The organism is Duganella sp. Leaf61 (genome assembly GCF_001421905.1).
Taxonomy (GTDB): domain Bacteria; phylum Pseudomonadota; class Gammaproteobacteria; order Burkholderiales; family Burkholderiaceae_D; genus Rugamonas; species Rugamonas zoogloeoides.
In genome coordinates, this window is record NZ_LMLM01000007.1 from 1 (window position 1) to 12,665 (window position 12,665).

The 12,665-nt window shown below is 61.8% G+C and carries 11 protein-coding genes; 1 reads left to right on the forward strand and 10 read right to left on the reverse strand.

What is annotated here, in order from left to right:
* From ASF04_RS07995 to rpsL, 4 genes are all read right to left on the reverse strand, one after another.
* A partial coding sequence (locus ASF04_RS07995) for a GTP-binding protein (RefSeq protein ID WP_156368570.1) occupies positions 1-449 on the reverse strand: 449 nt, incomplete at its 3' end.
* 69 nt (positions 450-518) lie between these two features.
* On the reverse strand, positions 519-2,624 hold the full coding sequence (gene fusA, locus ASF04_RS08000) for an elongation factor G (protein WP_056139735.1): 2,106 nt from the start codon (positions 2,622-2,624) through the stop codon (positions 519-521).
* Between the two features lie 113 nt (positions 2,625-2,737).
* On the reverse strand, positions 2,738-3,208 hold the full coding sequence (gene rpsG / locus ASF04_RS08005) for a 30S ribosomal protein S7 (RefSeq protein ID WP_008444271.1): 471 nt from the start codon (positions 3,206-3,208) through the stop codon (positions 2,738-2,740).
* Between the two features lie 147 nt (positions 3,209-3,355).
* Complete coding sequence (gene rpsL / locus ASF04_RS08010) at positions 3,356-3,736, reverse strand: 30S ribosomal protein S12 (protein WP_019923502.1); 381 nt, start codon at positions 3,734-3,736, stop codon at positions 3,356-3,358.
* A gap of 324 nt (positions 3,737-4,060) precedes the next feature.
* On the opposite strand from rpsL, the gene ASF04_RS08015 reads away from it, so the two are divergent.
* Positions 4,061-5,755 carry a phosphoethanolamine transferase gene (locus ASF04_RS08015; protein ID WP_307139925.1) on the forward strand — a complete coding sequence of 565 codons (1,695 nt, stop codon included), beginning with the start codon at positions 4,061-4,063 and terminating at the stop codon, positions 5,753-5,755.
* On the opposite strand, the gene ASF04_RS08020 is transcribed toward ASF04_RS08015, so the two are convergent.
* The 6 genes from ASF04_RS08020 to ASF04_RS08045 all read right to left on the reverse strand — a co-directional run bounded on the left by ASF04_RS08020 (position 5,739) and on the right by ASF04_RS08045 (position 12,489).
* Positions 5,739-6,698, reverse strand: coding sequence for a TIGR01777 family oxidoreductase (locus ASF04_RS08020; protein WP_056139741.1), 960 nt, complete (start codon positions 6,696-6,698; stop codon positions 5,739-5,741). The genes ASF04_RS08015 and ASF04_RS08020 overlap by 17 nt on opposite strands.
* Complete coding sequence (locus ASF04_RS08025) at positions 6,695-7,243, reverse strand: GbsR/MarR family transcriptional regulator (RefSeq protein WP_056139744.1); 549 nt, start codon at positions 7,241-7,243, stop codon at positions 6,695-6,697. The genes ASF04_RS08020 and ASF04_RS08025 overlap by 4 nt, the downstream gene beginning before the upstream one ends.
* Before the next feature lie 43 nt (positions 7,244-7,286).
* Complete coding sequence (locus tag ASF04_RS08030) at positions 7,287-7,751, reverse strand: DUF2269 domain-containing protein (protein WP_056139747.1); 465 nt, start codon at positions 7,749-7,751, stop codon at positions 7,287-7,289.
* Positions 7,751-9,034: an SDR family oxidoreductase gene (locus ASF04_RS08035; protein WP_056139750.1), complete on the reverse strand. Its 1,284-nt coding sequence runs from the start codon at positions 9,032-9,034 to the stop codon at positions 7,751-7,753. The genes ASF04_RS08030 and ASF04_RS08035 overlap by 1 nt, the downstream gene beginning before the upstream one ends.
* A gap of 147 nt (positions 9,035-9,181) precedes the next feature.
* Positions 9,182-10,789: a methyl-accepting chemotaxis protein gene (locus ASF04_RS08040; RefSeq protein ID WP_056139754.1), complete on the reverse strand. Its 1,608-nt coding sequence runs from the start codon at positions 10,787-10,789 to the stop codon at positions 9,182-9,184.
* A 119-nt stretch (positions 10,790-10,908) separates the two neighbouring features.
* The gene (locus ASF04_RS08045; RefSeq protein WP_229204962.1) at positions 10,909-12,489 is read right to left on the reverse strand and encodes a DNA mismatch repair protein MutS; all 1,581 of its coding nucleotides are present in this window, start codon (positions 12,487-12,489) and stop codon (positions 10,909-10,911) included.
* Between the last annotated feature and the right edge of the window lie 176 nt (positions 12,490-12,665).

Below are 12,665 nucleotides of genomic sequence, written 5' to 3' on the forward strand. Positions count from 1 at the left end.
ACCAGTTCCAGCAGTTCTGCGTCGTCGACCAGGTCGCACTTGTTCAGGAACACGATGATGTATGGAACGCCAACTTGACGGGCCAGCAGGATGTGCTCGCGGGTCTGTGGCATTGGGCCGTCAGCTGCGGAGCAAACCAGGATTGCGCCGTCCATTTGAGCAGCGCCGGTAATCATGTTTTTGATGTAGTCGGCGTGGCCTGGGCAGTCAACGTGGGCGTAGTGACGGCCGGCGGTTTCGTACTCAACGTGTGCGGTGTTGATGGTAATACCGCGTGCTTTTTCTTCCGGTGCAGCGTCGATCTGGTCGTAAGCTTTTGCTTCGCCGCCGAATTTCTTCGACAGAACGGTAGCGATCGCTGCGGTCAGGGTGGTTTTGCCGTGGTCGACGTGACCGATGGTGCCTACGTTGACGTGCGGTTTAGTCCGCTCGAACTTTTCTTTTGCCATTTTGAATCATCCTTAAAACATTGTTTGAAATATGCGGCCCGGTGATCGACCGGACCGCAATGACACTAATTACTTGGCTTTCGCGGTAACGATCGCGTCGATCACGTGCTTAGGCGCTTCCGAGTAGTGCTTGAATTCCATCGTGTAGGTCGCACGACCTTGCGTTGCGGAACGCAGGGTGGTCGAGTAACCAAACATCTCCGACAGTGGCACTTCGGCTTTGATGATCTTGCCGCCGCCGCCTGGGATTTCGTCCATGCCCTGCACCATACCGCGGCGGGACGACAGGTCGCCCATCACGGTACCGGCGTAGTCTTCCGGCGTTTCCACTTCCACAGCCATCATTGGCTCCAGAATGACTGGCGATGCTTTGCGGCAGCCTTCTTTGAATGCCATCGAAGCGGCCATCTGGAACGCGTTTTCGTTCGAGTCCACATCGTGGTACGAACCGAAGAACAGCGTGACCTTGACGTCCACGACTGGGTAACCAGCCAGCACGCCGGTGTTCAGGGTGCCGCGCACGCCTTTTTCCACAGCAGGGATGTACTCGCGAGGAACGGTGCCGCCTTTGATGGCGTCAACGAACTCGAAGCCCTTGCCTGGTTCTTGCGGCTCGATCTTCAGCACAACGTGACCGTATTGACCACGACCACCGGATTGCTTGACGAACTTGCCTTCCGATTCTTCGCAGGTTTTACGGATCGTTTCGCGGTAAGCCACTTGTGGCTTGCCGACAGTTGCTTCCACGCCGAATTCGCGCTTCATGCGGTCAACGATAATTTCCAGGTGCAGCTCGCCCATACCACCAATGATGGTCTGGCCCGATTCTTCATCGGTCTTCACGCGGAACGAAGGATCTTCCTGTGCCAGGCGGTTCAGTGCCAGGCCCATTTTTTCCTGGTCGGCCTTGGTTTTTGGCTCGACTGCCTGTTGAATCACAGGCTCAGGGAAGATCATTTTTTCCAGGGTGATGATCGAGGTCGGATCGCACAGGGTTTCGCCCGTGGTCACGTCTTTCAGACCAACCGCAGCGGCGATGTCGCCGGCGCGCACTTCTTTGATCTCTTCACGCTGATTCGCGTGCATCTGCAGAATACGGCCCAGACGCTCTTTACGACCTTTGACCGAGTTGTACACGGTGTCGCCCGAATTGACGGCGCCCGAGTACACGCGGAAGAAGGCCAGCTGACCGACGAACGGGTCGGTCATGATCTTGAAGGCCAGCGCCGAGAACTTCTCGTCGTCCGCAGGACGGCGGGTGGTTGGCTGGTCGTCTTCATCCGTACCGCCGACGTCGTCGATGTCCAGTGGCGACGGCAGGTATTCGATAACCGCGTCCAACATGGCTTGTACGCCCTTGTTTTTGAAGGCGGTACCGCACATCATTGGAACGATTTCCGAAGCGATGGTACGGGTACGCAGCGCTTGTTTGATCTCGGCTTCGGTCAGGTCGCCTTCTTCCAGGTACTTGTTCATCAGCTCTTCGGTGGCTTCAGCAGCTGCTTCAACCATCTTTTCGCGCCACTCGGCGGCCGAATCAGCCAGCTCTGCAGGAATATCGACGTAGTCGAATTTCATGCCTTGCGAAGCTTCGTCCCACAGGATTGCTTTCATCTTGACCAGATCGATCACGCCTTTGAAGTTGTCTTCAGCGCCGATTGGGATCTGGATCAGGACCGGGTTGGCCTTCAGGCGAGCACGCATCTGCTCGTAGACCTTGAAGAAGTTGGCGCCGGTACGGTCCATCTTGTTGACGAAGGCCAGACGTGGCACTTTGTACTTGTTAGCCTGACGCCATACGGTTTCCGACTGTGGCTGAACACCGCCCACTGCGCAGTAAACCATGCAAGCACCGTCGAGTACGCGCATCGAGCGTTCAACTTCAATGGTGAAGTCAACGTGGCCCGGGGTGTCGATGATGTTGATGTGGTGCTCAGGGAAGTTGTTCGCCATACCTTTCCAGAAGCAGGTCGTCGCTGCCGAGGTAATGGTAATGCCGCGCTCTTGTTCCTGTTCCATCCAGTCCATGGTGGCGGCGCCATCGTGAACTTCACCGATCTTGTGGTTCACGCCCGTGTAGAACAGGACGCGCTCGGTGGTAGTGGTCTTACCTGCATCGATGTGAGCGGAGATACCGATGTTGCGGTAGCGCTCGATGGGGGTCTTGCGGGCCATAATTAATCCTAAATCTTTTAATGGACAAAACCGAGCAGCATTTTTTGTGAAAAAAATGAGCCCGGCCTCGAACAACAGATAACAACCAGACCACAGTGGCCCGGTCGATTTTATTAGAAGCGGAAGTGCGAGAACGCCTTGTTCGCTTCTGCCATACGGTGCACTTCATCACGCTTTTTCATCGCACCGCCGCGGCCTTCAGCCGCTTCCATCAGCTCACCGCCGAGGCGTTGTGGCATGGATTTTTCGCTGCGCTTGTTTGCAGCTTCACGCAGCCAACGCATCGACAGCGCCATACGGCGTACTGGGCGTACTTCAACCGGCACCTGGTAGTTTGCACCACCGACGCGACGGGATTTTACTTCAACCAGTGGCTTGGCGTTGTTGATCGCGGTTGCGAACACTTCCAGCGGGTCTTTACCCGACTTGGCGGCGATGTGCTCGAAGGCACCGTAGATGATGTTTTCTGCGACCGATTTTTTACCGGACAGCATCAGAACGTTCACGAATTTGGCGACATCCGTGTTACCGAATTTAGGATCCGGCAGGATTTCGCGCTTGGGTACTTCACGACGACGTGGCATATCAATTCCTTTCAATCTTCAGTTGAGGTGCGCGATATGGGTTCGCACTCTCGCGGAGGGTCATCATAACCATCCACTTACTCGACCATTTCCGGTCGATTACATTCACTTAGCTAGTTGCCACTGAGCGAAAACTTTTAATGCAGATTACTTCTTGGCTTTAGCGCGCTTGGTACCGTATTTCGAGCGAGCTTGCTTACGGTCTTTAACGCCCTGGGTATCCAGTGCACCGCGAACCATGTGGTAACGCACACCTGGCAAGTCTTTTACACGACCGCCGCGCAGCAGAACAACGCTGTGCTCTTGCAGGTTGTGGCCTTCACCGCCGATGTACGAAATGACTTCGAAACCGTTGGTCAGACGCACTTTGGCGACTTTACGCAAAGCCGAGTTAGGCTTCTTAGGAGTGGTGGTGTACACACGGGTGCAAACACCGCGCTTTTGCGGGCTGTTTTCCAGCGCCGGCGATTTGCTTTTCACGGTCAGGGCGACGCGTGGATTGCGAATCAGTTGATTGATGGTTGGCATCGTTCTAAACCCAACTTAATAACAACGTGGACAACCCGGACGAAGTGTCCGGGGACGAATCTCAGTCTCGATTTACCGGGCATCGGAGGCGCACACAGCCAGTCTCTGGGACCAGCCGAAAACAGCGTATACGATGCGCAGACTAAATGGAGAACTCGCGAGTGTAGGGCAATTGACCTGAACAGTCAACATAAAGCGCAGAAAGATGTGGTAGCGCGAACGCGCAGATTGACTTGCGGGCCGCCGCAAAAGCCGCCCGCGACGGCCGGAAACGCCTGATAATAGCGGACTTTCCAATTTATAGCTGCATCCATGCGATCCCTGTTGCGACTCCCTCCCCTGTTCGTGCTGGGCAGCTACCTGCTGCTGTCGCTGGTGCCGTGCGTGCCCTTGCTGCTGGGCCGGCCCGCGCCCGGGCTGGGCGCCATCCTCGGCCTCGAGGCGCTGCTGTGGATCGCGGTCTGGGGCGTGTTCCAGCGCCCCACCTGGTTCCACTGGCTGCTGCTGCCCGCCCTGCTCGGTCTGCCCACCGAGCTGTACCTGTTCCTGTATTACGGCCAGGGCATTTCCACCCACCACCTCGGCATCATCGCCGAGAGCAGCCCGGTGGAAGCGATGGAATTCCTCGGCAACAAGATCTGGCTGATGGCGGCCGTGTTGATTGCCGTGCTGGCCTGGTGGGTAGCCGTGTTCATGGCCGCGCGCCGCAGTCCGGAACTGGTCTGGCGCGGCAAGACCCGCTGGCTGGCAGTGCCGGCGCTTGCCGCCCTGGCCGTGCTGGGCTGGCCCACGCCCACGCCGGTGTTCCAGCAGGCGCCATTCACTTTTAATAACTTTGCCAATTCCTGGCCATTCGGCCTGACCGCGCGCGGCGTCGATTTTTACAACGAGCGCCGCTACCTGGCCGAACTGGGCAAGCGCAGCAGCAACTTCACGTTCAAGGCCCGCCAGGCCGCACCCGATGGCGAGCCGGAGGTGGTGATCATGGTGCTCGGCGAATCGTCGCGCTACGACCGCTGGAGCATCAACGGCTACGCGCGCACAACCACCCCGCTGCTGGCGGAAGAGCCCAACCTGGTGTCGCTCACCAATATGATCACGGCGGTGTCGGCCACGCGGCTGTCGGTGCCGGTGATCATTTCGCGCAAACCGGCGATGCAGAGCCTGAAAGCAGGTTTTTCAGAGAAATCGTTCCTCACCGCATATAAGGAGGCCGGTTTCAAAACCTGGTGGTTGTCGAACCAGATCTCGTTTGGCGAGTTCGACACCCCGGTCTCGGTGTTCGCCAAGGAAGCGGACGTGATCCAGTTCATGAACCTCGGCAGTTTCAATAACCGCTCCAACTTCGACCAGATTTTGCTGGGGCCGCTGCAACAGGCGATGCACGACCCGGCGCCGAAAAAACTGATCGTGCTGCACACACTGGGCAACCACTGGAACTACAGCCAGCGCTACCCGCAGGAATTCGACAAGTGGCAGCCGTCGCTGTTCGGCGTGGACAAGCCGGAACACACCGACGTCAAGATCAAGGTAGAACTGAACAACAGCTACGACAACTCGATCCTGTACACCGACTGGTTCCTGGCCCAGGTGATCGGCCAGCTCAAGCAAAGCGGCCAGCGTACCTCGATGCTGTACGTGGCCGACCACGGCCAGGTCTTATATGACGGCAGCTGCGGCATCGCCTTCCACGGCCACAACACGCAATACGATTTTCATGTGCCGGCGCTGGTGTGGTACTCGGACCAGTACCAGTCGCACTACCCGGACAAGATCAGGCAACTGAAGCGCCTGCGCAAGGCCAGGCTGGCAACCGAAAACGTGTTCCACAGCCTGCTCGACCTCGGCGACATCACCTACGACGACCAGCACCTCGAGTGGAGTTTCTTAAATAAACAGTTCAAGACCCACAAGCGCTACGTGGACAGCTACGGCTGGACCAACTACGACAACGCCACTTTTAAAGGCGACTGCCGCGAGGTGATCGACAAGGGCACGCCGCTCAAGCGAGAGAAGTAAGCGCCGGCGCCAGTTGCGGGTAGCGGAATGCGAAGCCCGTCTCCAGCAGGTGCTGCGGTGCCACCCGCTGTCCCTCCAGCAGCAAGTCGGCCTGCTCGCCCAGCGCCAGGCGCATCGGCCAGCCCGGCGTCGGAAAACCGTACGGGCGGTGCAGCACCTTGGCCGCCACCCGGCTGAACTGCGCCTGCGTCAGGCTCTCGGGCGCGGTGAAGTTGTAGCTGCCGCCCTCTTTCGTACGGCACAGGTGCGCCATGCCGGCGATCACATCCTCGACATGAATCCACGACTGCCACTGTCGTCCGCCGCCGAGCGGCCCGCCCAGGCCCAGCCTGATCGGCAACAGCAGCATCGGCAGCGCGCCCTGGCGCCCCAGCACCAGGCCAAACCGCATGCACGCCACCGTCACGCCGTGGGCGGTGGCGCGTTGCGCCGCTTCTTCCCATTCGCGGCACAGGTCGGACATGAACACCGGTTGCGGCGGCGCCGATTCGGTCAGCACCGTGTCGTCACCGTGCGGCTGCACGCCGTAGTAGCCAATGGCCGACCCCGAGAGCATCAGCGCCGGCTTGTGCTCGGCCTGCGCGATCCAGTCCACCACCCTGGCCGTCAGCGCCACCCGGCTCCGGCGCAAGGCCGCACGCCGCGCCGCGGTCCAGCGCCAGCCCAGGATGCGCGCGCCGGCCAGGTTGATCACAACGTCGATGCGGCGCGAGGGTGGCAGCTGGTCCATGCCGCCGATGCACTCGATGCGCCCCAGGCGCTTGTCGAACAACGACGTTGCCTTGGCCGGATCGCGCGTGAGCACCGTGACCTGCTGGCCGTCGCGCAACAGCGCACGTACCAGTTGCTGGCCGATGAAGCCGGTGGCGCCAGTGATCAGGAAGCTGCGCTTGTCGTTGCCGAACACCGGCGTTGCCGATTGCTCTTGGGTTGAATTGTTCATGACCGTCCTTTATCGTTGCCAACCTTGCCCATCAGCTTTGCCATCTTGCCGCCCACGGTCAACATGCGCTGCAGCGTGGCCGGCGGCAGGTGCTTGGTGTCGCCGTAGGCGGTGGTCAGCATTTCCATGAAGGCCAGCACCTGGTCCATCTTGATCTTGGTGGCCTCTTCCAGCGCGGGATCGCTCTCGGCTTCCTGCGCGCACTCGCGCAAGACTGTGAGCGTAGGATCGATCTCGCGCTTCTTGCGTTCTTCGACAATGACGCGGAAGATTTCCCACACGTCCTGCAAAGCCAGGAAATGGTCGCGGCGGTCGCCGGCCAGGTGGGTCACGCGCACCAGGCCCCAGCTCTGCAATTCCTTGAGGCTGTTGCTGACGTTGGAGCGGGCCACGGTAAGGGTCTCGGCGATTTCCTCGGCATGCAGCGGGCGGTTGACCAGGAACAGCAGCGCGTGGATCTGCGCCACCGTGCGGTTGACGCCCCAGCGGGTGCCCATCTCGCCCCAGTGCAAGATGTATTTCTGGATGGTTGGTGCGAGGGTCATGCGGCGTCCTTTCTGTGATTGTTATTGGCGAATTGTTATTGGTTTATATGGGCTTGTGCACCATCAGCCAGTACACGACCATCAGCGCGCCAAAGGCGGGAAAGCCGAGCGCGGTCCAGATTTTTTCGTAGCGCCAGTAGCGGGCCGGCAGCGGCAGCAGGTTGCGCGCCGCGTCCTCCGCCATGTCGCGCATGCGCAATTGCAGCCATACCACCGGCAACCAGCACAGGCCGGCCAGCACGTACAAGGCGATCGACCACATGATCCAGCGCGAGTGCATCGGGTAGCCTGCCAGGTGGATCATCCAGAAACCGGACAGCGGCTGGATGATCACGGCCGGCGTGGTGAACCACCAGTCGGCGCGGGCGACGAGACGGGTAACCACGGCCATCGCCTGCACATTGCCGCTGCGGTTCACGAAAAACATGTAGAAGGCGGTGCCGAAGCCGGTACCCACCATCAGGGTGGCCGACAGGATGTGCAGCACTTTGACGGCAAAATATTCCATTATTTTTCTCCTTGGTGGTGACGGGGACTGGCGCGCCACATCAGCAACATCAGCGCCAGCACGGGCAGGTTCTTGGTCAACGGTCCGAACGGATGCAGCCAGAAACCGGGCAGGAATGCGCTGAGCATGGCGGTGTAACCGCCCACCAGCACCAGCTGTGCCGCCCACAGCCAGCGGCGCGGCCGCAACAGCAGCAGCACGCCGATGGCGGCGTCGGTCACGCTGGCCGCCAGCAGCACCGGTTCTTGCCATGCGGGCGGCACGCCGCAGGCGGCCAGCCAGGCACGGCTCTCGGCGTGGGGCCAGGCAAACCACGATACATACGCCGTAATCAGCCACATCAGCGCGATTGCCACCGTCACCACAGACGCGCCCCACGACCAGGCGGCCGTCACACGCTGCGCCGGCCCGGCAAAGGTGACGGGGTCGCGCAGCGGCCGGCCCAGCACGGCTTGTGCCGGCGCTGCGTCGGCGGTATTGGAACCGTCCGCACTGCGCTCGAGCATCAGGAGCGACTCGGGCGTAAAGGCGGACGATGGCGCCAGCGCGGCCAAGTGCGCGGCCACGCGCGCTACCGGTGCCGGCAGCGACAGCACCAGGGCGGCAGGCGCCTGCATGCCGCGCCGCAGATCGGCCAGGTAGCCGGCCATGGTCATGGCGCGCGGGCCGACCACGGCCAGTTCGCGCGGCAGCGTGGCTTGCGTGGTCAGCAATCGCACAACCACATCGGCCAGGTCTGCAACGTGTATCGGCTGCACCAGTGCCCGGTGGGCAGCAGGCAGCATCAGGACCGGCAACGTGGCCAGCATGCGGAACAGCACGCTGCTGGCGCCGTCGTCACCATAGACCAGCGACGGCCGGATGACGGTGGCATCCATCCGGCGGCCAAGCAGGTCAACCTCGGCCGCGCCCTTGCTGCGCCAGTAGCCAGTAGCGGCCTGCGGGTGGCTGCCCAGTGCAGAGACCTGCACCACGCGCAGCCCCAACTGTTCGCAGGCGGCAAACAGCGCTACCGGCGCGGCGCGGTGCAGGCGGTCGAAGTCGCCTGCGCGCGTTTCACGGATGATGCCCACGGCGTTAACCACGGCATCGAACCCTTGCAGCAGCGGCAGCCATTGCTGGGCGGCGGTCAGGCTGCCGAAGTCGAGCTCGATCCAGTGATCGGCCGCCGCGCCGGCCGGGCGACGACGGCTGGCGCCGTCCGCCTCCACCCCTGCCGCGCGCAACGCCTGCACCACGTGCGCGCCGACCAGTCCCGTGGCGCCGATCACCAGTACCCGCATATCGCCTCCGTCAGTTATTTCTGTAAAAACAGAAATCTATGGGTAAAAATTTGACCGACGAATCGGCCAAGAGCTTATGACAGGGAATCCTGAATTTCTGTCATTACAGAAATAATAGAATTCCCTCTCAGCGATGTCAAGCGAATATCACGTCAGCGCCAGGTTACGGCTCATTGACCGGCCAGGACGGCCAGCGGTGCCACCGGCATCGATCTTGAAGATGCTCACCGTCTGCGCCAGCTCGGTGGCCTGGTCTTGCAGCGACTGGGTGGCGGCAGCGGCCTCTTCTACCAGCGCAGCATTTTGCTGGGTGACCTGGTCCATCTGCGCGATGGCCTGGTTGACCTGGTCGATACCCTCGCTCTGCTCGCGGCTGGCGGTGGCGATTTCGCCGACGATCTGCGTGACCTGGTGGACGTTATCGACCAGCGTGTTCATGGTGGTGCCGGCCTTTTCCACCAGGTCGGTGCCGAGCTGGATTTTTTGTACCGAGGCGTCGATCAGCACCTTGATTTCCTTGGCGGCCGATGCCGAGCGCTGCGCCAGGTTGCGCACTTCCGACGCCACCACCGCAAAGCCCCGGCCCTGCTCGCCGGCGCGTGCCGCTTCCACCGCCGCGTTCAAGGCCAGGATATTGGTCTGGAAGGCGATGCCGTCGATTACGCCGGTGATATCGACGATCTTGCGCGACGCTTCGTTGATGTCGTTCATGGTGGACACTACCTGCTGCATTACCTCGCCGCCATGGGCGGCCGTGCTCGACGCGCCTTCCACCAGGCCGCGCGCGTGCTGGGCGTTTTCCGAATTCTGCTTGACGGTGCTGGTCAGTTCCTCGATCGAGGCGGCGGTTTCCTCCAGCGAGCTGGCCTGGGTCTCGGTGCGCGACGACAGCTCCATGTTGCCGGAAGCGAGTTCGCGCGAGCCGCGGTCGATCATCTCGGCGCCGCCACGCACGCGCGACACGGTGCTCAGCAAATCGGTCTGCATGCGGGCGATCGCCTGCAGCAGGCGCTTGACTTCGTTCTCGCCCGGCTCGTCGATATGGGCGGTCAGGTCGCCATGGGCCACCTGGTCGAGCAATACCACGGCGCGTTCGAGCGGATTCAACACCACCGATTTCAGCAGCAAGTGCACGCCCACCACCAGCACCAGCGCACCCAGCAGGCCGAAGCCCACCAGCCATTTCACCAGCGTGTAGGCGCTCTGGCGCTCATCCATCAGCGCGGTCATCTGCTCGTCGCTGAGCTTCTGGTACTTTTCCAGCTGGGCCGAGAAGGTCGCGCCGGTCGGCGTCAGTTCCTTGAAATTGATGGCGACATACGCGTCGGAATCGCCTTTGGCCAGCGCGGTGGCAGCGCGGTCGAGCACCGCCGACTGCGCGCGGCCGGCCTCAACCAGCGATTTCTTCAACGCCGCATCCTCGCCCGGATAGGCGGCGGCTTTTTCATACTTGGCGATGTAGTCGAGTCCGCGCAGATAAGTCTTTTTGGCGGCAGCCTGGGCCGCTTCCAGCTCGGCCGGCGCGCCGCCTTCCTTGACGATGGTGTGGACCCGCGTCAGGGCCGAGCGGGTGCGGGTGGTGTCCTTGTAGGCATCGTTGATGGCGATGACCTGCATGCTGGTCTGGTACATGGTGGACATTGCCTGGTTGGCCTGGCCCAGGGCATGGACGCCGAGACCGGCGCCCGCCAGCAGCATCGCAGTAAATACCAGTAAAACGCCCAGCAAACTGGCGCGTACGGTCACGTTATTCATTGCATCTCCTGCATTCTTGTCAATTTAGAATTGCCTATTGGCAATACTGTGAGGCCCGAATATACCAAGGAATTGACATTTAGTGGCTGAAATCGGCTCATGCAGGAGCCTGACCGTGGCTATTCCAGCACAGACTCGCACGCCTGCGGGTAGGCCAGGTAGTAGGCGGCCAGCTGGTCATGGACACGGCCGGCCTTGGCCGCGAGCACGCCATCAACATCGACCGTCGCCAGCAGGGAAATACCGTTGGTTTCCTTGAGCACGCCCGGCTCGACCTGCAGGCGGCCGTCCACGCGCGCCACGCACAGCGGCGCCAGCCGCCGCGCCAGCAACGGCGCCAGGATCAGATTGTGCGACGACACCAGCACGCAGCCGGATTCGGCCAGCGTGTCGAGCACCGCCGCAGAGCCGGAGACCGATTCCAGCTGGTTGGTGCCGCGGAAGATTTCATCGATCAGGAAGATGGCCGGCCCGCGCCGCGCCAGCGCCAGCAGTTCGCCGGCCCGCCGCACCTCGGCCATGTACAAGCTTTCGCCGCCTTCGAGCGTATCCTCGTTCTGCATGCTCGCGTACACGGGCAGGTCAGGCGTGACGGCAGCGTCGGCATAGCAAAAGCCGAACCCGCGCGCCGTGGCCAGGTTCAGGCCCACGGTGCGCAGCAAGGTGCTCTTGCCGATGCCGTTCTGGCCTGAGATGAAGGCGCCCCGGCCGTCGTCGCCCACCCGCAGCGACAGCGGCGCCGGCACCTCGAGCAACGGATGCACGGCCTGCTCGAACGCAAAGCGGGCGGTATTCCCTGCCACGCCGGCAGCCCAGCAGTAGCGCGGCGTGCGCACCAGGTGCCGCGCCAGCGCCAGGTCCGCCTCGACCTTGGCCACGCGCACAAAGCTTGAACGCAGCAACGGCAGGTGGGCGGTCACTACCGCCCGGCTGGCGAAGTAGTGGCGTATATTGCGCAGCAGGACCCAGTCACCATATTCCTGCAAGCCGGGCACAAAGCTCAACGACAGCTGCCACAGGCGGCGATTGAGCCGGGCGGCAGCAACGGCGTCGGGCCGCAAGGGCGCCGCCACCGCATCGCCGAGGCCAGCGAGTGATGCATGGGTACGCAGCATGTGGCCGATGACATCGAGCTGCAATTGCCAGTTGGCGGCGACGTACTGCAAGCGCATCTGGATCGCCATCAGCAGCAGCCACAGCGCGGCGGCCACGCCCCACCATGGCAACGCCCCCGTCACCAGCGCCAGCACGACTGCGACCATGAATCCCAACGGCAGCGCGCCCAGCCACCGCGCCCAGCGCGGCGTTGGCGCCAGCGGCGGACCGAACAGGGTTTCGCTCACTTCGCTTTCGGCCCTGCGCAGACCCTCGCACGCCGCCTGCACGCGCTCACGCGCGGCGTCATCGGCCACCAGCGCGCGCACGTGTTGCGTGCGCGCGGAAGTATCGATGGCACAGGGCGCCTGCAAGCGCCGGTACAGTTCCTGCTGGCCGAAAATACTGGTCTGCGGCGCCAGGCAGGCGCTGTACTGCGGCAACATCAAATCATCCCAGGTCTGGACATCGAGCGCGTCTGCCTCGCCGTGCACCAGGCGCTGATACTTCGCCACCTTGCTGGCGGCGAATGGAAGGTCGGTGACCGGCGCCAGCGCGGGAAGCGCCAGATTGATCAAGCTGGTAAGACGGGCGAACAGCGGCATGGGGTGCTCAAAAGTTTCGAATGAGCATCAAGTGGGCTTGGTTGCCAGATTATCAAGGCGGCGCTGAAAATTCTGTCTCTCACCACAGGCCGGGTGGCCGGACACCAGCTGCGGACACCTCCGGACACTCGCGGACACCGGACACCTCCATGGCAAACCCCATGAAATCAAATACT

Excerpts from the sequence above, each read along its gene's own strand:
- fusA (WP_056139735.1), bottom strand. The coding sequence starts at position 2,624 with ATGGCCCGCAAGACCCCCATCGAGCGCTACCGCAACATCGGTATCTCC.
- rpsG (WP_008444271.1), bottom strand. The coding sequence starts at position 3,208 with ATGCCACGTCGTCGTGAAGTACCCAAGCGCGAAATCCTGCCGGATCCT.
- rpsL (WP_019923502.1), bottom strand. The coding sequence starts at position 3,736 with ATGCCAACCATCAATCAACTGATTCGCAATCCACGCGTCGCCCTGACC.
- ASF04_RS08020 (WP_056139741.1), bottom strand. The coding sequence starts at position 6,698 with ATGAACAATTCAACCCAAGAGCAATCGGCAACGCCGGTGTTCGGCAAC.
- ASF04_RS08025 (WP_056139744.1), bottom strand. The coding sequence starts at position 7,243 with ATGACCCTCGCACCAACCATCCAGAAATACATCTTGCACTGGGGCGAG.
- ASF04_RS08030 (WP_056139747.1), bottom strand. The coding sequence starts at position 7,751 with ATGGAATATTTTGCCGTCAAAGTGCTGCACATCCTGTCGGCCACCCTG.
- ASF04_RS08035 (WP_056139750.1), bottom strand. The coding sequence starts at position 9,034 with ATGCGGGTACTGGTGATCGGCGCCACGGGACTGGTCGGCGCGCACGTG.
- ASF04_RS08040 (WP_056139754.1), bottom strand. The coding sequence starts at position 10,789 with ATGAATAACGTGACCGTACGCGCCAGTTTGCTGGGCGTTTTACTGGTA.
- ASF04_RS08045 (WP_229204962.1), bottom strand. The coding sequence starts at position 12,489 with ATGCCGCTGTTCGCCCGTCTTACCAGCTTGATCAATCTGGCGCTTCCC.